Origin of the sequence: Polaromonas sp. (assembly GCF_016185115.1) — a bacterium.
Lineage (GTDB): Bacteria > Pseudomonadota > Gammaproteobacteria > Burkholderiales > Burkholderiaceae_C > Polaromonas.
This window is the reverse complement of sequence record NZ_JACPOF010000020.1, coordinates 57,350-81,063: the sequence shown is the minus strand read 5'-3', so window position 1 is coordinate 81,063 and position 23,714 is coordinate 57,350. Positions and strand designations below refer to the sequence as shown.

The window sequence follows — 23,714 nt, the reverse complement described above, 5'->3', positions numbered from 1 at the left end:
CTCTAGGAGGTATGGCGGATGTCAGGGAGCTTAGGTTTGATGGAAAGCGCCAGAAAGCTCGGCGCGCCAATGAAGCTTAAACAGCACGCTGTCAGGCTCCTCAACTTGGAATTCGTGCTGCAGAATCGTGCCGTCGAGCTGCTGCTCGAAGACAAGGCAATCGAACCAGGCGGCGGGTACTAGGTAAATTCGGTCGTCTGGCGTCTGCATGTCGAAAACAAACGCGCCGTTGACCATGCGATGTGCGAATGGGCCTTCTGTACCTACGCGTGTCGTGAACTCGACCCCGTGAGGAGGTCCTGAGCGACCATCTACTTGCCAATGCATCTCCTCTGCTACGCGACCGCTTGGGCCGTGCGGAACCAGAACAACGAGCGATCCGCCTGACCTGAGCTCGACGCGAATCGCCGCAGCGAGATTCAGCAATTGCTCGCCTCCTGAAGAGCCCTCGATAGGCTTGATGCCCTTGATTTGTAGCGCTTCCCTAAGGGCCAACGGCAGAGTGCCCCACGCAATCTGACGTGCCCAGCACTGGACGTCCGCTTGGCGAAACTCTTCCTCGTGGGGCCGTAGGAATGTGGCCTTCTCGTATCGACGCCACGACTCTGACCACATGTCTTGCGACCTGGTCACAGCCCCAGCGCCTGTCCGCATGTGGCCGTTCCAAGCCTTGCCGTCGGTCGGGTTCAGCAACTCGGCCTGCAGGCGCGCTACGAGTGTTCTCGCCGCATCTGGCGGCACAACAATCTTACGAAGTTCAGCGTCGATTTGCGCATCGACTCCCTCTAGCAGGTTCTTCAATTTTCTGCGCCATTGCAGCAATGGCGACACCGTGCGCGTCGGCGACCCGAAGCGGGCACGCAGAGCCGCTGCGGCAATCGGCAGCCCTTTCCGTAGCGGCCGTTTCACCTCGGCGATGAGCAGGGCCAGAACTCGTGACAGCTCACGCATCGTGTCCAGCTCGTGCAGGTCCCTGCACAGGCGGGATGCGTCGTTAAGTGCAAACCTGCCCGGGTCGGTTGAGGCGAGCAGCAAGGCCATGAACTGCTTTGCCTGCGACTCTGGATTGCTCTGGTATCCGTGGCCCGTGTAGGTCCAACCATTGATGACGGGGCCATCGGTGCCTCGCCGCAGTATTCGGGCGACGAGTGAAGCCGAATGCGCGCGGGAGTGCGGCTCGAAGCAGCATAGCCTTAAATACGTGCTCAGTAGTAAGTCTGGATCAAGCAGGCTTTGGGCGTCGACTGATGGCCCTGGAGTGAAAAACGTTAGGGTGAGAACGTGGCCCGCAACCCTCTGCGCAAGTTCTTGGAAGGTGCCGTGAACCTCGTCGCGCAATAGGAGCAGTGCGCTTGTGAATCGCGCGACCTCCCAGTGCCGCTTGAGGCTTGCCCAAAGAACATGGACCGCGTCGTCAACGGTGGCTTCGCCCTGGATGGCCGCAGAGACTTGCTGCCGTGCTTTGGACCATGAAATGTCCAGCTCTCTGACGTTGGCCGCAGGTAGGTCGTCCGCGTAGGCGAAGCGGCGAGAGCCATACTCGTACGCCCGGTCAGAGAGCCAGTGACTCAGGCAGTCGCTGTACCACTCGGACGCAACCTTGTCGCCCCGGCGGACGGCACCTATCAACAGTCTGACGCACATGTCTGCATGCGTCATCCATGTCACCGTGGCTCGTAGGCGTGCGGCCCACCGATGCTCGTCTTCGGCCCCCTTCTCATCGAAAGGCACCGCCGCGACATTCAGACCATTGACCACGGCCGTGATGGCATCCCTGTAGTCGGAGGCCATAGGTTCGGGAAGCTGTGCTCCAGTTGCCCCAAAGACGGCCTGTGAGCGATGGGCTTCGCGGGTCCACCACGTACCTAGGAAATGGTCGATGAGTTCGTATTGTTCGAGGATGTCGTCGGTCATCTGCACGTCCTGCGGATTTGAACGACGGACCAGTTCAGCAGGAAGCCTGCACAGGTCGCGCCAGAGCCCTTGGTTGGCGGACAGCTTGTTCGCCGCCACCTCAAACAGCGGCCGGTAGGGGTCTAGCCAGTAGTCGCTGACGCTGCGATATCCAAGAGACCATGTCGCGGGGACGCTCGCGAGGTTCGAGTGTTGATCCGTATTTGAACAGTGAAGGAAGGCCTCGTGCAGCCTGCGCAACTTCTTGAAGGCCATAGCCGCCTCGTCGAATCTGCCTTGCTCGAGCTGCGACTGAACTTCGCTGGCGAGTTCCTCCAGCAGACCCTTAGTATTGCCAGTGAAGAAGCGGCTAGGTTGTGGCGCGAAGACGTATGCCTGCAGGAGGTCACGACGCTCATATGGCGTCAGGTCTGGCCCGCCGGTAACCCGGGCGATGTGGACGAGGCCAGAGTATTCGCCCCAGAACGACGGTAAAAGTTCCAGGGTTGGTGGTCTCCGCTCCGCTCCTTGTCCGACGACATGACCTTTGGCGCGCGTTGCCCACGCGCGGGCTACGCGATTCACGAGGAACAGATCGATGTCGACCAACTCGTTTCTGCCGGAAAGGGTCGTTGAAACGGTCGGCTGCCCCGAGTGAATCGCCATCATGCGGACCAGCGGTTCCAATTTCCCGCCTCGGTATTCCCCAATGTTGGGTCCGCCGGCATCGTAGAGGGCCGCCGTCTGCGCTTCCTCGAGGTCTGCCCACAGGATGTAGCTGAGCGCCAGGCGCCTGTAGGTTGCTTCACCTACGTCCTCTTCGACGTAGCGCACGGTCTTCACCAAGAAGTAGCCGGTCATGCCGATGTTGGCTAGCAGCCAGAGTCCATCAAACACGGCGCCAAAGAGGAAGAGCTCCTGCGGCACATAGTACGCGGCAAGATACTGCACCGTCAGCACCAGCAGAAACAACAGGGAGCTTGTGCCGGCCGGTAGCACGGCTGAATCACGCATGTAGAAGGTTAGCGCGAACTTCGATGATGCCCGTCGTTGAAGCAGGATGGGCACGAAGGTCAGGACGATTGGATAGACGAGCGCGATGAGCGTCGCCTGGACGCTCCAGATGGTCCCGAAGAACGTCGTGTGTGTGTAGTCTTTGGGGAGATCAGGAAAAGGGATGACAGCCCAGTCTGGGTAAGGCGCGGGCAAGCAGGCAAGCGCCAAAATTGCGCATCCAAGGCCCACCAGCGCAGCGAAGATGATTGGGTGTGACCCACCCCATAGAACCGTGCTCGCGAACCGCCCGGGATCGTCATTGTGGGTGGCGTGGACTCGCCGCAGCTTTGAGATGCGCGCTGCTGCCAGCGTTGCAATAGAGCGCACCGAATCAACTGTCTCGGCCTCGGGCCGTTTCCCGAGCGCGTAGAAGACGTTCGCCAACGCAGCTCGTGTGAGCCGCCGGATTAGATACATACCCCGAACTCCTCATGTTTATTATTGAAGATTGTCGTGTACGTCGTCAGCAGGCAGGTCAACCAAGGTCTCGCAGGCGGACGTTCCGATGCCTGGCGGTCTGACAGCTTTGGGCACGGTGAACTGTCGCTCACGACACTCGAGGTCAAAGGCCGTTCCCAGCCTGAAGCAGTCAACCGAAAAAAAGTTCTGACTGACTGCTTCTGGCCGCATCCTGCCTGTCGCTCCAGCTATCCGGCTTCCCCGGCCTCTCGTGCCAGTAGGTACCACCTGTCGTAGAGTTCTGCTTCAAGGGTTTGGCCATGCGGAAGGGTTTCGATAGAGGCACGAACGGCTCGCCCCAGCTGGGCCTGAAGCTCGACCATCGGAATTGCAACTTCATTCTTGACGTGATGGATGATCTGCGCCTTCTCGCCGGGGATCTTCTTTCGGCCGCGTGCATAGCGTGCCCACGTGTCAGTTGTTTCAAATTCACCGATCTGTTTAACCAGCCTTTGCAGCTCCGAAGGCAAGGGTTGGCATCTCCAATTCGTCGCAAGATCGGAAAGGTCGGCTAGCAACTGGGGAAGGTCATGACAGTTATTTCTTCTTTTTAGATGCTCGCTGGTGGGGAACGTGCCACCGGGCTTTTGCAACTGTTCGCAGAGGTCTGCGATGTCAAATCCCCAGTCTAACAACCGCTTGATCAGCAGTTCAGCGGCATGGCGCTGCAAGTAAAAGATCGGCAGAGCGAGATCATCGAGCGTCTTCGACGCAACAGCACTTTCTAGGAGCGTGTGTGCCGCAAGCCAGTAGGAATTTACGTAAGAGGGTGCACGCATGCCGCCAAACCGCGCGATGCCCTTTTCTCGGTCCTCAGTGGTCTGCGCTGGAGACTTTCCAAACGTAATGACATGGTGAGGTTCATCCTGATCCCGCATGTAGAGGTTGTCCCAAAGGTCTGCCATCTCGAAGTCCATGTCTAAAAGTTGGGCGGCCAGATGCTTGGACGCCGCGTTAGTCTATCGAGCGAACGAGACCGGAACGACGAGTGTCGGCTTCTGGCCGAATTCAGCCCTCGCGCGAAGGCTCGTAACCAGCGAACGGCCCGAAGATTACGAGGTCACCGTTAAGCCCGGCTAGGACCTCGGCTTGGTTGGGGAGATTCGACGCGAACTCCGGCCAAGCCTTCGCGACGTAGCCAGACCACTGTGCTGCATCAAGTTGATGGTTCAGGCCCCGAAAGTCCAAGAACTCAAAGCCCTGCGAGACGAGTTTCGATACGCCCTTTCTGGCTGCATCTTCGTGATTCTCTGCGGCTGCATAGACTGGCACGAAGGCGCCGGCGAGCGTCGCCGGCATGTCCGCGTTCGAGCCACGTCCGACCTTGACGGACATTCGAAAAAGGCTTTGCACGGGCTTGCTAGCCTTTGACTTGAAAACACCGAACATGTGGTATTCCTGCTGGCAACGATGACCCGATAGCGTAGCGGATGAATGTCGGCTTCTGGCCGATTTGCGTCATGGTAACCCCTGCAGGATCCGGCCTAAACCGCCCATGCGGCTTGCTCCGAAACTGACATTCAGCACTCCAGTTCGCAGCGCTTAAAGTTGCGGGTACAAGAGTCTGCCCTTGACATAGACTTAGCGTCGCGTAAATTGAAAGTGTTTACGACTTTAATTGCTCGGAATAGCTGGCGGTGAAAGGCAAATCAGCGTTCGAGATCTTGGGGACCCCAGATGATCTGAAGTTCAGATCCTGCATGACTCTCTTCGCCGCCGTGGCCCCAGGGGATTCGGTGTTCAAGGAAGCGCTGTTGAGATTCTGTGGCGATAAAGCCGATCCTCGAACACTGGAGCTGCTAGCGCGGAAATAGGGTTGTGCGAGAGTGGGCGCAAGGGCAGTGCAAACCTCACCCACTTAAAGTCTTACTTATAGTAAGTAGACCCGTCTCCATCGCCGCATCGCAAAGTCATCGGGATTGGCATCGAACTTGATTGGGAATTTTAGTTACAAAAGTAAAAACCTAAGAGGAGGCGGCTGAAATGAGAGGCGCAGTCAGGAGGCCTCTCATGTTTGGGAGCGTAGCTCCTCAAATACTCGTTCATTCGCGTCTCGGGAAACTGTGCGTCTCCGTATGTCTACAGGGTCTTCAACCGTTGTCATCTGCTGTGCAAGCCCTTAAACATATGCATCAACTTCTTCGCGATGGAGTGCCTGCAACCGAGTTCCCAAATCTATATCCGCCGGACGAGCTTCAAGAGCTTGCTGAACTGCGTTCTTATAAGGCCTGGCAAAGTAAATTTGGGCGGTAGTGCACTTCGGATAAGAAAATGGCTAGCTGCACTCCGTGTACGCTCCAATCCGAAGATGTGCGCTGGATTTACACCTATTCGTCGCGAAGCACTCACTCTCCCTCGTCAGTTTTTGGAGTGCAATTGAGCACTATTGAGTTGATCCGCGCTTGTATTGGGGCTATTTCCCCTTGTAATCGCTTCTTCTCAATATTGTGCGCAATGCCCTTACGCCCAGCAGTTTTCGCCGCTGGACCTGCTGGGCTTTTACTCGCGCTCCACTCCAGCCTCGCTTATCAGACGTGTCCAGATCTGTAGCTGTGTTGATATAAATGTCCGCATCTCGCCCGGTGACCGAACGGCTGGTGTCAGGCCTTGTTGCTCCAGTAGCCGGGCATTGGCGGGCTGACGCATCAAAGTAGTTAACTCTCTGGAAAGCCTGGTCACTATTTCTGGTGAAGTGTCTGCAGGAGCAAAAAGGCCAATCCAAGGAAGAATCGTGATGCCCCGAAGTCCAGCCTCGTCAAAAGTGGGAACGTCCGGTGCCAACGCACTCCGTGCGTCGCCGATGGATGCGATTGCCTTTAGTTTCCCATCCTTCACCATATTCAACATACTGGTAGTGGAGGCCAACATCATCTGGACGCGTCCAGATATCAGGTCTGGCAGGGCGGGCGCCTCGCCCTTGTAGGGCACGCCGGTCATCTGCAAGCCTGCAAGTCGCACCAGCTGCGCAGCTGCTAAATTTCCGGTAGAGTTTCCGAATGCATAACTGAGTTTGCCCGGATTGGCTTTTGCGTAAGCGATGAATTCTTTCAGGTTGTTCACGGGCAGGCTTGGGTGAACGTACATGAAGAACGCCGATTGCCCCAACAGACCGATTGGCTGGAGAGCGGTTAGTGGGTCGTACGGGGGCTTCAACCGCAAAGTGGGAACGGCAAGTATTTGGGTGTTGGTGGCCACCAGCAAGGTATGGCCATCAGGCTTCGAACGGATAACCTCGGCCGTACCAATTGCACCATCCGCTCCTGGGCGGTTATCTACAACCACAGGTTGCCCCAACTGCTCTGACAAGCCTTGGCCAACTGCTCTTCCGACTGCATCGACGGAACCGCCTGCAGTAAACGGAACGATGAGCTTTACTGGCCGGGAGGGGAAAGGTTGCGCCAAAGCTATCGAGCATGCCAGCGAAAGCATTAGTGTGGCAACAACCTTGAAAGTGAGCGGCTTTTTATTTCTTGTCATATTTCGCATGAGAAACCTTCTCCAGTTTTTCAGTAGTAGAGTTAAAACTTCAGGTTCACGTTTTTTGTATATGTGAATTCAAGCAGCTCGGCGAAGCATTCCTCGCGGCCTATGCCCGATTGCTTCACACCGCCAAACGGTGCACCCATAAAGTGCTGGCTCGAGTTATTGATCCACACATATCCGGTGTGGATGCGCCTGGCTGCACGATGCGCCGTGTTCAGGTTCTGTGTCCAGATGGACCCGGTGAGTCCAAAATCCACTCCATTAACTGCGCTCCACAACTCGTCTTCGTTGCTCCATTTGAAGACTGACATGACGGGGCCAAACACTTCCTCCTGTGCCAGCCGCATACCGGGCTTCATGTCGGCAAACACAGTTGGCTCAAAAAAGAAGCCGTCCTTGAGCGCTGGGTCAGCAGGCTGTTTTCCGCCTGCAACCAGCCGGCCGCCGTCTTCAATCCCTATGGCCACGTACCGCTTGACCTTTTCCAGCTGTGCTGCGCTAACCAGGGAGCCCATCGTCGTCTTAGGATCAGTTGGAATACCGGGCTTGTGGCGCTCAGGCAGCAACTTGATGACTTTTTCAAGAATCTGATCGTGAATCGACTCATGTAAAAACACCCGACTCGTTGAACCGCAGCTTTGACCAGACCAGGTGAAGTTCATGCCACCAACGATTCCGTTCACCAGCTTGTCGAGGTCCGCATCGGGGTAAGCCACCAAGGCATTCTTGCCACCCAGTTCAAGAAGCACAGGCTTCAGACTGTCGGCGGCTGTTTTCATGACAGCCTTGCCCGTTGGAACTCCGCCGACCAGTGTGATTTTTTGGACCAGTGGATGTCTGGCCATGGCATCCCCACATTCGCGTGAACCGCACAGGAAGTTTGCGACTCCTGGAGGGAAGATATGCCCTACCAGTTCTGCCAGGCGCAGTATTGACAGCGGAGATTGGTCAGGCGCTTTAACTACGACAGTATTTCCTGCGGCCAGTGGTGCGGCCAGTCTTGCAGCTGCGAACATTAAGGGGTGGTTGTAGGCTACAACCCGAGCGACGACGCCAAGTGGCTCTTGCACCGTGTAGTTGAAATTGCCGTCACCCATCGGGATCGTCTCGCCCTTGATCTCAGTGGCGAGGCCTGCAAAGTAGTCAAGGCAATCTGCGGCAAAATCTGCGTCCATTGCGAGTGCCGAAACTGGATTCCCATTGTTGAGGGAATCAAGCTGGGCCAGAGGAAGAGCATGCTCTCGGAGCACGGCTGCTGCTTTTCTCAGATAACGGCCTCGTTCGACGGGTGGGGTAGCTGCCCAGGCGGGAAATGCTTCGTGTGCGGCCCTTACCGCTGCGTCTACGTCAGATGCATCTGCCACTGGTGCCGTGGTGATGACTTCGTTGTAGGTTGGGTTTATCGTTTCGGCGAAAACGCCGGCCTTCGGTGCATGCCAGGCGCCGCCGTAATAGAGACCATTTTGCGCAGGCAAGATGCCTGCCGGTATTTCGTGTGCGTGCATATGACACCTCGTTTTGTGAAATTGAATGAATATCAAAAAGGCCTATGCGCGAAGCCGACTTGTTGGAATTGGCAAATTTCTCCGTGCGAGCTTTCAGAGCTCGATGGCACGAAGTCAAGGAAAAATCGGCTGCAGACGACGTTTAGTCATCGACCATTTCTGCACCTTCACAAGAGGCTGAAAGCTGCTCCCGTATAGACCGCAGATTGTTTGTTACTTGTTTCTCATCTTTTCCGGATAGGGCGTGAAGCATGGTGTGATTCACGTCTTCTGCAACGGCCATGAGCTCTTCTTCAAGAGCCGCTGCCCGCTCCGTCAGGAATACTCGCATTTTTCTGCGATCCACCTCATCACGCTCTCTCCGAATCAGGTCCTTTTTTTCCAGGCCCCGCAACATCACAACAACTGAAGGTTCGGCTACACCTAAACGCTCGCTGAGTTCCCGTTGTGAGACACCATCTTCCTGCCAGAGGACACGGAGCAAAAACCAGCAGCTACCGGGTATGCCCCATGGTGCCAGCCTCGCGTACAGCACTCGTTTGACAAAGCGTGCTGTGTCGCAAATAAGGAATCCAAGGCTCTCATCTAAACCAGGTTGAAGTCGGTCGGTGGTGCGTTTACTCATTGTCGAAGTCCAGTTCCCTCTTGATGCATTACCTGCCGATAGTACTGATAAAACCCCCTTATCGGTCCTTCAGTCACCATATTGCCGTCCGCCGGTGGTTTGGCCTCTCTGCCTCCAAGCTCGAGAACTGCATCATTGGCGGGATTGGGGCCGATGCCCGCTCGTGAATACTCCAGGACTTCAGTGTCATCCACTGAGACAAAGCCGGAGGGGCCCGTCAGGTTAGCCTGCCTGAGGCGCCGGAGGGTGGTTTCTTCAGTGTCGTCTTCGTAGCCGAAATAAGTCCAGAGCAATTCAAATTCGTTGGGTCCCATTGGAATGACATATCGCATCTGAAGACTGTTCCCCTGTTGTTGCAGGACCAGATCAGGGAATATGGTTTGAATCTGAATGGTTACGTCGTCGTCATACTCTTTGGTTGCTTGGACGATACTCATGTCGTTGAGCTTGAGGTTCTCCCGGAATGACTTCATGTCTTCGGTACCGGAAGTCTCGCCGGGCGCATTTCGGATCGAAGCAAAAACGTTGTGGGACAAGGTTCGAGCATCTGTGACTGTCTCGCCTTTTTGGTCGATGCGGTATAGCCCGAAGCTGATCAGGAAAACGTGGAGAAGCGATGCGTGGTATGGATCCTTGATGTTTTCCATATAAAGCTTCCAGTTGCACTTGATACGCTGTCGCTGGTAGCCAATTGCTTTTACGGGTCGCCCATTGAAAATACGAATCAGATATTTGTAGTTCTCATCACCAAGGTACTCTTTCATGGGCGGGGCGTTGTGGTCAAAGCTTGCAAACACAGCGCCATTGATATTTTCTACTTTTAATATTCGAAGGCCGTGCTTGGCGGGATCAAAATCAGCCGGGAAGCCTCCCTTTCCCTTGACGCCTCTACGGAATGGAACCCCCATTAATTTTCCGTTCAGGTCGTACGTCCACTGGTGGTACGGGCACATTATTTCTTTTTGGCTGCCGAACTTTGCTTGGCAGATTTCAACGCCGCGATGAGCACAGCTGTTTAGAAGGACACTGATATCGCCAGAGTCTGTTCGAGTCATGATGACGGAGCGCTCGCCGATAGTCGCCCGCTTGAAGTCTCCGGTGTTGGGCGTCTCGCTCGCAAGGCCAATCAGATGCCAATGCGGGCCATAAAAAATGCGCTCAAGTTCCTGGCTGTAATTTTCGGCGTCTGTGTAAACCCACTGGGGGATGCGAGAACAGTCGTCCCGCGACCAGATCTTGATGGGCTTGAGTTCAGAACCTGCTTTTTGATCTGACATAAAAAATCTCCGCTAAATATTGAAAAAGAAACAAAGCCTCAAAAGCCTAGGCTGGAAAAACCAGCGCGCCAGCGAGAAGCTCTGAGTCAAAAACCACGATTCTTTCGCTGAACTTTGGTGTTCCATCGCCAAGATCGATGGAGTCGAAAGTACGCCCAACAAGTTGAATATGGGTTGTACCGTCCACCAGTGTTTGGTAGATGGCCAGCATGCTTCGGGTCTTTAAAAGATTGCCCTCGACGCTTACGATCCGGACTCCGCTCACAAGGTGAGTAATGCTGCGTGCGGAGTAGACAAGCGTTTCCTTGATCGCTACGACGCGATCTTTTAGCGCGCCTTTGCTCTCGGCGAACATGGGGCCGATCCTGAGTTTTCGGTCGTAGTTAGTCTTTGGAATAATGCGGTAAAGACATTTTTCAGTGAAGAATTCTGGCCAGGTCTCGATATCGCCATCGCAAATTGATTCTGCATAGCGGGTGTAAAAATCGTTGATCTTCAAGTGCAGATTGAGGTCAGTCATGTTCACTTCTCTTTTTTGGTTTCTGATACGGATCGGCTGCGGACAGTCGACTCCGGCTCTTCTCTGTAAAGATGTGCGGCTTCCAGAAGAGGAGCATCGCTTACTGAAAAAAGCAATGCTTCCGAGCTGGCAGAATTGTTTTGATGTTCTATCCATGCCCATGTAGGCAGGACGAATAAATCGCGCGGACCCCAGCTAATCTCGGTCTCTCCAATACGGGTTGTGCCATGGCCTTCGATTACATAAACCACTGTGCTTGAAGTCTTGCGATGCTTCTGGCCCTTAAACCCTGGCCGCAGGCGTTGTACACAGCAGCGCAAGGTAGGCAGCGCAGGTCCCCCGGTGAGCGGATTGACATATTCCAGGATCACTCCATCGTTTGGTGAACCGTCCGAATCGGCAAAAACATCCAACTGCCGCCGTACTTCTTTCCAGGGGTAGCGGCAAGGCAGATCACCGGTTGGCGGTTTTTCCCATAGTGGACGGACGATGCCTGTCCGTGCAGAAAGGTGGTGACTTGAATCTGGAAGTAGTTGTTGAGTGGTTTGACCCAATGGTTCGTACGCCATCTGTCCAAGCGAGAGCATTAGTGGCACGTCCAGAACGTCTAGCCATACACCCAGTCCGTCGCTCTCGTTATGATGGTCGTGCCAGCTCCAGGCGGGCGTCAGAACGAGATCGTTTGGCTCCATCGGAAGAGGTTCGCCATTTACGACGGTGTAGAGTTTGGTGTCGCCTTCAATAACAAATCGAAGGGCTGATATTGGGTGCCGATGCGCCCATGCCACTTCTCCAGGTTTGACAATCTGCATACCAGCCAGAATTGTCTGCGTAGTGCCGCCGCGCTCCAGACCAGGATTTATAAAGGAAAGATTGCGACGTGCAGTAAAGCTCTCGGGCATAACGGCGCATGCCTCCATTAACTTCTTCTGAATGGCTTCCCATTTCCAGAGCATCGCGCGTACCGTTGATTTGGGTCCACCGATGAGGCGTTCGAGCATCTCGTCGTACTGCCACTGGCCTCGCATTGAAGACTCAGCTAAAGCAGTATCAAATTCCTGAAGCGTTTTGACAGGAGTGCTGGTTGAGGTTCCGTTAGTCATAGGTCTCTCCGATTCTCATCAGGAAGATTTTGTGTATTCGCGTTGCAACTCTGCCCACCGCTGTCCACAGATGCGCGAGCCTTCTACATAATCGGCGGGTGCTTCAAGGTATGGAGGCCGGCATGGGCCTGGTTCAAACAGCCCGGCTTCGCGAAAGCGAACATGACCGAGCGGAATGCTGTAGTCCATGAACTTGGATAGATCCCCACCAGGAAACATTGCGCGAACCGCCCAATTCAAACGCTCGCTGATGGCGCTGGCTTCGCTCCATTTCTGACTCAGGATCGCCTTTGACAATGCAACCAGCGGAGCTGGAGCGCAGGCGACGCTTCCTGACCAGCAGGCAACTGCGCGTTCTGGATGTGCCTTTGCCAGTTCATACCAGTCAATTTCCAGCGGCAACAGCCGAATCCTGTCGCCCACCGCCAACAAGTCGGGCACAAGTGCAGGCCCACCTACGTGCTTTGACGCGATGATCTCGGGGATCTCAGCGAGCGCACGGTACGCTGCAGGTGAAATCTTTCCTTTAAAGGCGGAGGGGTTGTCGTATGCGACCAGTGGCACTCCAGGCAATGCAGCCGCCACGTCCTTGTAGAAGCGGACTATGGCTATGTCATCCATCGCAAGCCACATCGGGCGTCCGACGAACAAGCCATCCGCCCCCACCGCCATCAGGTCGCGCCCCCTTTGAATCGTGTCGCGAGTATTTAAAGTGGTAACGCCAGCAAACACTGGACGACGGCCTCCGACTGTTTTAACGACACATTCTGTAAAAGAGCGGAGTTCTTCCCAAGTCAGTGTTGCGCACTCGCCGAATGTTCCGGTCGTCATGATGATGTCCACACCAGCGTCAACAACCGTGCGCACCATTTTGATGGTCTGATCGAATTCAATGGTGTTTTGAGCCGCCCAGCTTTCAGCATCCGGGGTTGCGGGGGTAGGAATAATCCCAACGACACCGCGAATATCTTGCATGGTCAACTTCATATTTTTCTCCAGAGGTTGGAAGTTATTTAAAGACTCAAATATTTCGACATGATTTCAGGCGAGTCAGACAGCTCAGAGGAGTCGCCCCTCCAGACAATCCGGCCTTTTTCAAGGATGTAGTGCCGATTCGCCAAGCCCAGCATCGGCTTGATGTTTTTGTCGATGACTAGTAGAGACAGACCCTCGTTCTTGAGCCTGGCAAGGCAAGACCAGATTTCGTGACGGATAAGAGGTGCCAATCCCTCGGTAGCCTCGTCGAGGATAAGAAGTTGGGGGTTGGTCATCAACGCTCTTCCGATAGCCAGCATCTGCTGCTCTCCACCGGATAGGTCGCTGCCCAGGTTTTGGATTCGTTTGCGCAGACCAGGGAAGAGTTCGTACACGCTATCCACAGTCCAGATAGTTGACATGCTTCCTTTGCGCCGCATCGCTGTTGCAACAAGGTTCTCGTTGACGCTCAGATTGGGGAATATCCCGCGCCCTTCCGGAACAATCCCCATACCCAGACGTGCAATCGCATAGTCCGGTTTCCCGGCAACCTGTTGCCCGCAAAAAAAGACCGATCCACTATCAATTGACTTCATTCCCATCAGGGCCTTGACGAATGTCGTCTTGCCCATTCCATTGCGGCCGAGCAGGGATACGAATTCTCCACGACCGATCTCAATTTCCGCTTCAAACAGCACCTGACTGGCGCCGTATCGAACCGATACATTTTTTGCAGTGAGTACGTTCCCGATCACGAAACCAGCCCCTCTTCGCCGATATAGGCTTCTATGACCCTTGGGTCTGACCGAATCTCGTCAGGATGCCCGCTTGCAATGACCTTGCCGTAGACCAACACGCTGATTCGATCTGCAAGTTCGAATACCGCCTGCAGGTCATGCTCGATCAGTACTATGGTCATGGTTCCGCGAAGCTTTTTCAGGAGACCGACGATCTGTTTGGATTCGGTTGGAGATGTCCCCGCCATGGGTTCGTCCAACAACAAAATCGTTGGGCGCATCGCCAAAACCATTGCAAGTTCGAGCTGTCTTCGCGCTCCATGCGCTAGAAGTGCGGCAGGCTGATTCATGGACTCCGAAAGGCCGACGGCTTCGATTGCCTGAGATGCGGGTTCGAGAAGCTCCCGTTCCTGGGCGACTTCGCCCAAAACGCCAAAACTATGTCCACTCCTGGCCTGCACCGCTAGCGCGACATTTTGTAATGCTGTGAGTTCCTCGAAGACAGAAGTGATCTGATACGAACGAGCGACACCCAGTAATGCCCTCTTGTGTATCGGCATGTGCGTAATGTCCACTCCGTCGAACGCAATGGACCCACTATCGGGTGTAATTTCGCCAGACAACTGTCCAATCAATGTCGATTTGCCAGCACCGTTGGGCCCGATGATGGCGTGCAACTCACCGCGTGTGACTTTTAAATATAAACCGTCTGAAGCGGCAATGCCACGAAATCTTTTAGTCAACCGTTTGACTTCCAGAAGCGAATTCATGCGTCCTGCTTCCCGCGGTTGATAAAGCTAGCCAAGCCATGTTGAATGCGAAGTCCGATGATCACGATAAACAATCCAATCAATAGCATCCAGTGAGACTGGATAAAACTGCTGACTCCAAACGGAAGTGGCAATCCAAAATTGGCAAGTACTTCTTCCAGAAATAACAAACAGATTCCGCCGAGAAGCGGGCCCAATACCGTGCCCATACCGCCCAAAACGACCATAACGATAAGTTCGCCCGACATGCTCCACTGCAGGTATGACGGCGATGAAAATTTGGCAAGATTGGCTAGTAGAAAGCCAGCAACTACACACACTTCAGCAGAAATTACGTATGCCAGAAGCTTGTAGCGAAGAGTTGAAAATCCAAGCGCAGCCATTCGGCGCTCGTTTAGTTTGCATCCCCTTATTACCGAACCGAACCGCGACTTGGACATCCGGTAAACGCCCCAAACAGCAAGAGTCACGGTCGTCAGGCAAAGGTAGTAAAAGACGCTGTTGTTTTCCAGATCGATGGCGCCAAAAGTGCTTCTTGAAGACAGGGACATCCCGTCATCGCCGCCGTATTGCTTCAAGCCCACTACAACGTAATAGAACATCTGGGCAAATGCAAGGGTGATCATGATGAACGCTACCCCGGTAGTGCGCAAACAAACCAGGCCGACGACCAAGGAGATCGCAGCGCCGGCGCACAGGGCAACACCCAGATGGAGTGCCGCGTTTGATATTCCGGAGTCCGAGATGATTGCGACCGTATATGCGCCGACGCCTATGTAGAGGGAGTGCCCAAAACTCACCATGCCTGCATAACCGAGTGCGATGTTCAACCCGATCGCTGCCAGCCCAATAATGAGTACGCGAGTCAGAAAGGTGACGTAATACTCTTGGTTGGCCAGATTTGCAAAAAGTGGAAACAGTGCAAACAACGCAAAAGTTGCGAGTCCGATCCAATTGCGGCGGCTGTTCAGTTTTGACATTAGATTAGCCATGCTTGACAGGGAACAGTCCTTGCGGCCGCAGTGCAAGTACACATGCCATCAGCAGATAGATCATGATGGAAGCAAGGGCAGGGCCAATTGCTTGCGCAACAGATCTTTCGAACGTGGCGCGCAATAACATTGGTATATAGACTCGCCCCACTGTATCGGCGATACCAATGACCATGGCGCCGAAAAATGCTCCTCTAATGGAGCCGATCCCCCCGGTGACAATCACGACCAACGTCATGATGAGAATGGGCTCTCCCATACCTGGCTGCACTGAGGTGATTGGTCCGGCCATTACGCCCGCCAATCCAGCTAGTGCAGCACCGAACGCAAATAGGCAACGCTTCAGCAGCACGACGTTCACGCCCATGGCGCTGGCGATATCGGATCTCGATGCTGATGCCCGAACCAGCATTCCCAAGCGGGTGTGACGAATAAAAAAGTAGAGGCCTGCAGCAACCGCCAGTGACAGGGCGATTATTAGCAACCGATAACTCGGATACGGGTTGCCGAGAATTTCTACAGAACCCGAGAAAGCTTTCGGGCTTCCTGCATGTATAGACGTTGCGCCCCAAAGTATTCTTGCGAGCTCGTTGAAGAACAAGACCAGTCCAAATGTGACCAGGACCTGGTGTAGATGGGAGCGCTCATACATGTGGGCAACTATGAGCCGCTCCACGATGACGCCAAGTAGTGCGCCTCCCCCAACGCCGGCCAATATGGCTGCTGAAAATGATTCAGTGGCGGCAAAGGCGGATGCTGCGAAATACGCACCCATCATGAAGAGGGAGCCATGCGCCAAATTGATAAAGTTCATGATGCCAAATACCAGCGTCAAGCCAGCTGACAGCAGAAACAGAAGCGCCCCGAGCTGAATTCCGTTCAGTAGTTGCGTAAGAACTAAAGACAAAATTCAGCCCCTCACTTCATCGCACATAAGGCGTGATAAGAGTCTGCTTGAGATTTGAAGGGCGTGGCAATTGTCTTCAGACTTATGCGACCTCGCGCATCTTTGGCAACCTCTTGAATATTGAAGTTTTGAATCGGAAAGTTGTTATTTCCGAACTTGAATGGTCCGCGAACTGATTTGAAATCAGCGGATTTAAGAGCTGCCATAAAAGATTTTTTATCCGCCACGTTCCCTTTGACTTTGGCTATTGCTGAATCAAGTAGCAAAGCAGCGTCATAGCTCTGCGCCGCAAACGCAGCAGGAATGCGGTTGTATTTACGCTCGAACTCTTCGACAAACTGTTTGTTTGCCGCATTGTCCAGATCGGGACCCCATGGGAATGCGCCTAGAACACCCAAGGCTGTTTCTTTCAAAGCCGGCAGGGTTGTGCCATCCACCGCACCACCGGACATCAATGGAATCTTTCCCATAAGTCCTGCTTGCTGATACTGCTTGACAAAATTGATGCCCAGGCCGCCCGGATAAAACACGAACACACCGTCAGGTTTTGCTGCGGACAGTTGGGTCAACTCGGCGGAAAAATCTGGCTGGTTTAGTGGGGTGTATATCTCGTCAACAATCTGCCCCTTAAAAGTGCGCTTGAACCCAGCCAGGAAATCTTTACCGGCCTGGTAGTTGGGCGCCATCAGATAGACCTTCTTGAGCCCTTTTTCATTTGCATGGACTCCGAACACCTCAGCGAGTTGGTCCACCTGCCAGGAAACAAGGAATTGATAAGGCGAGCATGCGGCGCCGGCAATCGGTGATGGTCCGGCGTTGGAACCTATCAGGAACACTTCTTTGTCCGTGACAGGCTTCTGTACTGCCATCATGATGTTGGAGAAGGTGACGCCCGTGATGATTTGGACTTTCTCGCGGTCAATCAACCGCTGAACCGCCTGCATGGCTACGTCGGGCTTTAGTTGTGTGTCTTCTTTTATGACCTGGACTGGAACACCGCCAAGCTTGCCGCCATTTCGCTCGACCACGAGCATGAAGCCGTCGTATTGGTCCTGCCCCAACGCACCTTGGGGACCTGAGAGTTCACCCAAAAAACCTATTTTCAACGGCGTTTGCGCGCTGACACAGGCTCCGGTGAGTAGGGCGGCAAAAAATACCGAAACGGATAACAGTGCTTTTTTCATAGGGTCTCCTTTAGTGGTTTTCGACAAGGCCTCAAACGTAACGCTGTCACTCACCAGTAGAACGCGCCAGAAAGATCACGCCGTCCTTAAGTGAAGTTTTATAGGTCTTTAAAGAGGTATTGCATGGGGCTGCGGTGGCCTCTCCGGTCCGTACGTCAAACATTCCTTGATGCAGTGGGCATTCGATAAATTCAGCGATGAGAAAGCCATCCGAGAGTGACGCAAGTCCGTGGGTGCATTGATCCTGAGTCGCATAAAAGCATCCCTCGACGTTGTATATGGCTACTTCTGCACCTCCGTGTATCACCTTCTTGACGTGTCCTAAGGGCACTTCAGTTGCCTCAATAGCCGCTGAGAAAATGTCTCCAGCTTGAGCTTCGCCAGATGGATCAACGTGGTCTGTTTGGAAAGTCATTAGATAAATATAGCAATATACTTAGATAACTAACTAAGTATTTTCCCGGACTTGGTTTTTCGTAAGGCCAGAATGAGACCCCGTCACGGGCGAGATGTTGCGTTGCCGCTCGACATGAGCGGGGACCGCTTTGTTTGGTGTCAAAGGTGTTTGACTGTTAGCCACATTCCGCGAAAGCTATTCGAGTGTGATCCGGGCATCTCGGATGAGTTGCGTCCAAACCTCGTGATCCTTGCTGATTGTCTTGCGCATTTCATCGGGTCCGTCTACTCGAAGATCGTTTCCAGCAGCGGAAACTCGCTGCAAGATAGCAGGACTGTTCCTCATCAATCTGAGTTCGTCTGAGATCCGGCGTGTGATCGCTGTAGGGGTGTTGGGCGCTGAAAGAAGGCCTACCCACATCATGGTGTTTACGGGGATGCCGCTTTCTGCCAAGGTGGGCAAATCGGGTAGTGCGGCAAGGCGCCGGTTATCAACAGTGGCAATACCCTTGAGGCGGCCTGCTTGGATGTGAGGAAGAACTCCATCAGCGGCGCTGAACATGACATCAATCCGCCCTGCAATCAAATCCGGCATGATCAGGTTGGTTCCCTTATAGGGCACGAGATTCATCTTCGTTCCGGTCTTGTTCATGAACAATTCGGCAAGCAGATGCTGCGGTGAGCCATTTCCAGATGTGCCGCAAGCCAATACGCCTGGATTGTTTCTTGCGTAGGCAACAAGCTCTTGGACTGATTTGACTGGAAGATCTTTTCTTACAGTCACAACAAATGGAACTCCAGCGAGCACGCTGATTGGTGCGAACGCTAACGGATCAAAGGGAAGTTTGGGAAAGAGGGCTGAGGCCCAGGTTAAACCGCTTTGACCGAGCAGCAAGGTGTACCCATCGGGAACGCTCTTTGCAACAAAGTCAGCGGCGATATTTCCCGCTGCGCCGGGCCTGTTGTCTACCACCACGGGTTGGCCAAGTCGAGGTTGCAAGTATTCCGCGACAATCCTGGCGAGGGTATCGGGTGTCGTTCCGGGAGGGAACTGCACGATGATCTTTATTGGTCTGGAAGGGTACACATCCTGAGCCCCGCCTTGCGCTTTCGCGAGTCCTCCAACCGAGGCTAGTACAGCCGATGCCGCGATCTTTAAACACACTCTTCGTCTCATGTTGGCTGCCCTCTTTTGATCGTGTTGCGAAGCTTGCGGTCGCAAGTTGTGGCGAAGACTAGCCCAAGCAGCGATGTTCGCCAATCTTGACGATTACTCAACCAATGCGCGCAGCCATGCGAATCTGGTTAACCCGCATTGAGTGTTAGTCAAGATTGTCTGGGGCAGCCGCTATTACTAGACTCGGCGTAATCCAATACCGAGGAGCTACGCATGAACAATATTGAATTCGCACCTATCGTCAATTCCGAAGCCGAGTGGATGGTCGAGATCAACAAATTTGCCGCTAAACAGACCCCGAGCTTTTTTCACATCCATGCCAAGTTGCCGCGGGTTGGCCGAACCAACCAGGTTCTTGGTGCATCCCGCCAAATGAACGTGGTGCTAAAGACCTATGCCACGGGCGGGGAAAATGAGCTACACGCGCACTCGAACGAGGATCACCTATTTGTGGTGCTGCAGGGCGGAGCCATCTTCTATGGCCCCCGTGGCGAAACGCGAGAGGTGGCAAAAAACGACTGCGTTTTGATCCCTTGCGGCGCGCTGTACAAATTTCACGCCAAAGAAGAAGAGCCGTTGGTCCTACTTCGAATTGGGGCTGCTGTAGATCCCACGGGAAATATCTTGGCGCGCATCGATGAAAAGGGTGCTCCATTTGGTGGCTACTCTCAAAAAAACAAAGAAGTCCCCTACGAACTTCACGAAGACAAGGTATTTGGCTGAACTGTTTGATAAATCGATGCGGACTGACTGACAAATCGATTCCGACTGAATGACATCGTCTCGCTGTGTCGATTCTGGAAAAATTAATTATTCCTACGTCTAGAAACTGATTTATGCATGCAGAGATGGAAACCCCGACCGTGTTCATTTGCCGGGATCATGCAGTCGATCCGCTGTTGGACGAAATAGCTGAAAACCTGCGAGGCTCAAATGTGGAGGTAATTCGAGGGCCTCATTCAATTCCTGGTTCAGTGTTGGAGTACGAACCTGCGGCGTTCACTGCACTTTTCGGTCGAGCCCATGTCGCCATGTTCAGCTCACGTTCGAGATGTTCGCGGGCAGTCCTTGAGGCTTCGGGTCAATTAAGAGGAATTGTTAATCCGACGATCGGAACCGAAACCATTGATATCGCTGCAGCCAACGAGTTGGGAATTCTGATTGGGCATGGAGCTGTAAGGGAGAACTATGAGAGTATGGCCGAGGCTGCCGTCATGCTTGTGCTGGCGCTCATGTATCAGCTTCACGCGGTGGAAGATATTCTGAAGGGTGTCAAGGTAAAGCCGCCGCCTGGCGCTGAAGGTGCCATGGCGCGAATGATCAAGGGCTCAACCGTCGGCATAATTGGCTTTGGAAAAATCGGCCAAGCCGTCGCCAAAAGGCTCAATGCATTTGGAGCAAGGGTTTTGGCAAATAGTCGGTCCTTGACTGCCGGGACTCAAGGCGAGGGCGCCACTGCGGTATCGCTTGAAACGCTATTGAGGCAGTCTGATGTTGTAATCGTGGCTGTCGCCATCAATTCAACCAGTCGCAAGCTCATTGACAAGACCGCAATTAGTTTGATGAAGGCCGGTGCATATCTCGTCAACATCGCTCGTGGTGATGCTATCGATGAAAATGCCTTAATTGATGCGTTGCAGAGTGGGCGCATTGCTGGCGCCGCACTCGATACCTTTGAAGTTGAGCCCTTGCCACAATCTAGTCCACTCAGGAAGATGGGTAATGTCATCCTGACGCCGCACATGATTGGCCACTCCAAGGAGGTCTACGAAGCACTTGTGCCAGCGGCCATGGAAAACATCTGGAGGCTTCTGGCTGGAGAACTTCCGCTGTATCTCCGAAATCCAGAAGGGGTTGAAGCCTTTCGTCAAAGGGTATCGCGTCTCAAAACAACGGCCGAAACGCGATAGGCTCTTTAGATGGTGTGGAAGATTACTCTTCCTGGATGTTGGCCGCTTTCGTAATGCTGCCAAAGCTCTTTAGTTCGGCAGCTATTTGTTCGCCAAACTTCTGTGGAGTGGAGCTAGCTGGCTCTACTCCAAGACCATTCAATTTGGTTTTGACATCGGGCGAATTCACGGCCTTCGCAATCTCTTCATTGAGCTCTTTGACGATCGCGTCAGGCGTCTTGGCGTTTGCCAGAAAGCCGAGCGAGATCACGATGCTATAGCCAGGAAGACCGCTCTCGGCAATCGTTGGGATATTTGGGGCCAATGCGGAGCGCTTGGGTTCAGCGATGGCAAGTATTTTTACTTTGCCGCCTTGTGCGAATGCATTGGCGAGGGTGAGCCCAGCAAAGGTGGCAATCACTTCGCCGCTTGCTACGGCAGGCGCGGTCTGAGATGCTCCTTTGTAGGGGACGTGGGTCATCTTGAGCCCTGATGACTGTTTGAACAACTCCATTGCCAAGTGATGAGCCGTACCGTAGCCAGAGGAGCCGTAGGGAGAGTCGGGATTGCGCTTTAGATAATCCACAAGCTCTTTGACAGAAGTGGCAGTCTCAGGCTTCGCGATAAGAAAAATGGGTGAGGTTGATGCCAGGCTCACAGGCTTTAAATCCTTGAGTGGATCAAAGGTCGCTTTTCTCCTGACATTTGGTGCAATTGAGTAGGTCGATGAGTCGGCCAGCAACAAAGTCAGTCCATCGGGTGGAGCGTTCTTGACGGTATCAACTGCGACGGTTCCGCCGGCGCCTGGACGGTTGTCGACTACCACGCTGTACTTTCCGCCTTGTTGGATTTTTTCACCAATCACTCGTGCGGTACTGTCTGGCGAACCACCTGGCGGATACGGAACAACAATTTTTAATACCTTGGTCTGCGCTTGAGCTGTCAACGCCATAAAAGGTAACAAACAAGAAATCCAAACTAATTTTTTAAGCAACGCAGTCTCCTGAATATTTTCAACGAGAGCGAAATATAGGACCGAACGAAGAGTCGTTCAATCTTGACTATTCATCAATCCAAATAGCTATCCCTCAATAACTTGACGAACAATCAACATTGACAGGGAGCACAACTACAAACAGACTCAGTGTTATTACTAGTGAGAGACACGCGATATCTGCGAGCGACTACTTAAGCGTGGAGATGTTACTTTTTTCCTTGACGCGAGCGAGGGTTTACCCTGCCGCCTAAATTCTGTGATGAAGGACCTCATGAATGGTGCTGAGTGTTTGGGAGGTGCCGACCTGAGGCTGTCTCAGGTGCTTTCCTTTTAAAAGCGAGTCGCGTAGATATGCCCAAGAACACACCCGCCAGTTGGAGGAAGGCCCGTCTAACGTCACCTTCGAAGTCGGTACGCGGGAATGCGTCGGCTGAAATCAGTGACGACGACAGCGCGGTGGATAAGAAGTTTCTCGATATGAAGCAGGCGACGGCCATACTGGGGGTCAAACCCCAGACTCTCTACGCGTATGTAAGTAGGGGATTGGTGAGAACGGCTTCCCAGGCGGGCAGAAAAGCCAGCCTGTACAGCCGTGAAGATGTGGAGTCAGTGGCCATGCGAAGTCGCAAGGGCACACCTGAACTTGCAGTTGGTGACAGATCAATGCGATGGGGGGCTGGACTCATATTGCCCACCTCAATTTCATCAATTGAGGCAAATGGTCCTCATTACCGTGGCAGAAACGCTGTCGATCTTGCTCGTGCATCTCGCACTTTTGAGGACATAGTGGAACTGTTATGGACAGGTGTATTGCCGGTCGAGTCGCCAACGTGGAGTCCACCCACAGTTCCCGAGGCTTTTCCTCCATTCGCTGCAGTGTTGCCTGCAATTGCAAAGTTGAGTAATTCGCGTCGACTTCTCGCTCTAATCGCGGAGGCTTACACCGCCTCGGCCGGAAAAAATCCAGAGTTGTCTCTGGGAGCCCCTGTTCTCGCGGCACGCCAGTTGATCCAGGTTCTGATTCCAGGCATCGGTTTATTACGACCAAAACCCAGATACGAACTTTCGCTAAATGCAGAAATGCTCGCGGCAAAGGTGGCTAGAGCTGCGGGAATTTCTATAACGTCGGAATCAGTGGAGGCCATCAACATATGTCTAGTGCTGTCCGCTGATAACGAGTTGTCTACTTCAACATTTGCTGCGCGAGTCGCAGCATCGGCCGGCGCTGATATTTTTTCATGCGTCAATACGGCTCTGGGCGCGTTTGAAGGACTTTTGACAGGTCTAGGATGTGATCAGGCGGAGCTTCTGCTGCACAGGGCCTCATCGCCCAAGGAGTATGTCGCAGCCCTTAATGCTTGCATCAAAAGAAAAGAAGCCCTTCCTGGATACAACCATCCGCTCTATCCGGACGTAGACCAACGAGCGGAGTTCATGTTGGAAGCGGCAGTGGCGCTTAACGGTAAGAACCCTGCTGTTCGCGCTGTGGTGGAGTCTGTTCGTGCGGCTGGAGAAGAGTTAGGCGCTAGACCGAGTCTTGCCATCGGATTGGTGGCCATGTCTACCGCGCTGGGCATGCCCGCTCATTCGCCCGGTGTATTGATGGCCATTGGAAGAAGCGCAGGTTGGGTAGCGCATGCATTCGAGCAAAGACTTGGCGGATATATGGTTCGCCCAAGAGCGCGGTATGTTGGCCCAAGTTTTTTGACCTCGGAACATTCGTAGCCCTTTACCAGTCGAAAAAAGGCTTTGATCTTTGTATCAAAGTG

General features: G+C 53.6%; 22 protein-coding genes. 4 read left to right on the top strand and 18 right to left on the bottom strand.

What is annotated here, in order from left to right:
- Window positions 1-30: 30 nt before the first annotated feature.
- From HYX42_RS13325 to HYX42_RS13315, 3 genes are all read right to left on the bottom strand, one after another.
- Window positions 31-3,333: a hypothetical protein gene (locus HYX42_RS13325; protein WP_293403769.1), complete on the bottom strand. Its 3,303-nt coding sequence runs from the start codon at window positions 3,331-3,333 to the stop codon at window positions 31-33.
- A 263-nt stretch (window positions 3,334-3,596) separates the two neighbouring features.
- Window positions 3,597-4,325, bottom strand: a complete 729-nt coding sequence (locus HYX42_RS13320) for a hypothetical protein (RefSeq protein WP_293403767.1) — start codon at window positions 4,323-4,325, stop codon at window positions 3,597-3,599.
- A 91-nt stretch (window positions 4,326-4,416) separates the two neighbouring features.
- Window positions 4,417-4,797, bottom strand: a complete 381-nt coding sequence (locus HYX42_RS13315) for a hypothetical protein (RefSeq protein ID WP_293403765.1) — start codon at window positions 4,795-4,797, stop codon at window positions 4,417-4,419.
- 248 nt (window positions 4,798-5,045) lie between these two features.
- Here HYX42_RS13315 and HYX42_RS13310 point away from each other — a divergent pair, with 248 nt between their 5' ends.
- Window positions 5,046-5,222 (top strand): DUF1810 family protein, encoded by a 177-nt coding sequence (locus tag HYX42_RS13310; RefSeq protein ID WP_293403763.1) that lies wholly within the window; start codon window positions 5,046-5,048, stop codon window positions 5,220-5,222.
- A 685-nt stretch (window positions 5,223-5,907) separates the two neighbouring features.
- Here the strand turns inward: HYX42_RS13310 and HYX42_RS13305 are convergent.
- The 14 genes from HYX42_RS13305 to HYX42_RS13240 all read right to left on the bottom strand — a co-directional run bounded on the left by HYX42_RS13305 (window position 5,908) and on the right by HYX42_RS13240 (window position 18,939).
- Entirely contained in the window at window positions 5,908-6,894 is a 987-nt protein-coding gene (locus HYX42_RS13305; RefSeq protein ID WP_293403761.1) for a tripartite tricarboxylate transporter substrate binding protein, read from the bottom strand.
- Between the two features lie 32 nt (window positions 6,895-6,926).
- A complete protein-coding gene (locus HYX42_RS13300; RefSeq protein ID WP_293403759.1) occupies window positions 6,927-8,396 on the bottom strand; it encodes an aldehyde dehydrogenase family protein in 1,470 nt (489 codons plus the stop codon).
- A gap of 142 nt (window positions 8,397-8,538) precedes the next feature.
- A complete protein-coding gene (locus tag HYX42_RS13295) occupies window positions 8,539-9,021 on the bottom strand; it encodes a MarR family winged helix-turn-helix transcriptional regulator (protein WP_293403757.1) in 483 nt (160 codons plus the stop codon).
- Window positions 9,018-10,298, bottom strand: a complete 1,281-nt coding sequence (locus HYX42_RS13290) for a Rieske 2Fe-2S domain-containing protein (RefSeq protein WP_293403755.1) — start codon at window positions 10,296-10,298, stop codon at window positions 9,018-9,020. Before HYX42_RS13290 ends, HYX42_RS13295 begins: the two co-directional genes overlap by 4 nt.
- 46 nt (window positions 10,299-10,344) lie before the next feature.
- On the bottom strand, window positions 10,345-10,818 hold the full coding sequence (locus HYX42_RS13285; RefSeq protein WP_293403753.1) for an aromatic-ring-hydroxylating dioxygenase subunit beta: 474 nt from the start codon (window positions 10,816-10,818) through the stop codon (window positions 10,345-10,347).
- A 2-nt stretch (window positions 10,819-10,820) separates the two neighbouring features.
- On the bottom strand, window positions 10,821-11,921 hold the full coding sequence (locus tag HYX42_RS13280; protein ID WP_293403751.1) for a cupin domain-containing protein: 1,101 nt from the start codon (window positions 11,919-11,921) through the stop codon (window positions 10,821-10,823).
- An 18-nt stretch (window positions 11,922-11,939) separates the two neighbouring features.
- The gene (locus HYX42_RS13275; protein ID WP_293403749.1) at window positions 11,940-12,908 is read right to left on the bottom strand and encodes a dihydrodipicolinate synthase family protein; all 969 of its coding nucleotides are present in this window, start codon (window positions 12,906-12,908) and stop codon (window positions 11,940-11,942) included.
- 26 nt (window positions 12,909-12,934) lie between these two features.
- Entirely contained in the window at window positions 12,935-13,648 is a 714-nt protein-coding gene (locus HYX42_RS13270; protein WP_293404538.1) for an ABC transporter ATP-binding protein, read from the bottom strand.
- Entirely contained in the window at window positions 13,648-14,403 is a 756-nt protein-coding gene (locus HYX42_RS13265) for an ABC transporter ATP-binding protein (protein WP_293403747.1), read from the bottom strand. The genes HYX42_RS13270 and HYX42_RS13265 overlap by 1 nt, the downstream gene beginning before the upstream one ends.
- Window positions 14,400-15,383, bottom strand: a complete 984-nt coding sequence (locus HYX42_RS13260; protein WP_293403745.1) for a branched-chain amino acid ABC transporter permease — start codon at window positions 15,381-15,383, stop codon at window positions 14,400-14,402. Before HYX42_RS13260 ends, HYX42_RS13265 begins: the two co-directional genes overlap by 4 nt.
- 4 nt (window positions 15,384-15,387) lie before the next feature.
- The gene (locus tag HYX42_RS13255; protein WP_293403743.1) at window positions 15,388-16,302 is read right to left on the bottom strand and encodes a branched-chain amino acid ABC transporter permease; all 915 of its coding nucleotides are present in this window, start codon (window positions 16,300-16,302) and stop codon (window positions 15,388-15,390) included.
- An 11-nt stretch (window positions 16,303-16,313) separates the two neighbouring features.
- A complete protein-coding gene (locus HYX42_RS13250) occupies window positions 16,314-17,486 on the bottom strand; it encodes an ABC transporter substrate-binding protein (RefSeq protein WP_293403741.1) in 1,173 nt (390 codons plus the stop codon).
- Window positions 17,487-17,532: 46 nt separating this feature from the next.
- Window positions 17,533-17,901, bottom strand: a complete 369-nt coding sequence (locus HYX42_RS13245) for a non-heme iron oxygenase ferredoxin subunit (RefSeq protein ID WP_293403739.1) — start codon at window positions 17,899-17,901, stop codon at window positions 17,533-17,535.
- Between the two features lie 177 nt (window positions 17,902-18,078).
- Window positions 18,079-18,939 carry a tripartite tricarboxylate transporter substrate binding protein gene (locus HYX42_RS13240; RefSeq protein WP_293403737.1) on the bottom strand — a complete coding sequence of 287 codons (861 nt, stop codon included), beginning with the start codon at window positions 18,937-18,939 and terminating at the stop codon, window positions 18,079-18,081.
- 333 nt (window positions 18,940-19,272) lie between these two features.
- Here HYX42_RS13240 and HYX42_RS13235 point away from each other — a divergent pair, with 333 nt between their 5' ends.
- Both HYX42_RS13235 and HYX42_RS13230 read left to right on the top strand, forming a co-directional pair.
- Window positions 19,273-19,782: a cupin domain-containing protein gene (locus tag HYX42_RS13235; protein WP_293403735.1), complete on the top strand. Its 510-nt coding sequence runs from the start codon at window positions 19,273-19,275 to the stop codon at window positions 19,780-19,782.
- A 113-nt stretch (window positions 19,783-19,895) separates the two neighbouring features.
- Window positions 19,896-20,969: an NAD(P)-dependent oxidoreductase gene (locus HYX42_RS13230; protein WP_293403733.1), complete on the top strand. Its 1,074-nt coding sequence runs from the start codon at window positions 19,896-19,898 to the stop codon at window positions 20,967-20,969.
- Window positions 20,970-20,991: 22 nt separating this feature from the next.
- Here HYX42_RS13230 and HYX42_RS13225 read toward each other — a convergent pair whose 3' ends face one another.
- Window positions 20,992-21,942 carry a tripartite tricarboxylate transporter substrate-binding protein gene (locus tag HYX42_RS13225; RefSeq protein ID WP_293403731.1) on the bottom strand — a complete coding sequence of 317 codons (951 nt, stop codon included), beginning with the start codon at window positions 21,940-21,942 and terminating at the stop codon, window positions 20,992-20,994.
- Between the two features lie 618 nt (window positions 21,943-22,560).
- On the opposite strand from HYX42_RS13225, the gene HYX42_RS13220 reads away from it, so the two are divergent.
- Window positions 22,561-23,670, top strand: coding sequence for a citrate/2-methylcitrate synthase (locus HYX42_RS13220; RefSeq protein WP_293403729.1), 1,110 nt, complete (start codon window positions 22,561-22,563; stop codon window positions 23,668-23,670).
- Window positions 23,671-23,714: the final 44 nt, after the last annotated feature.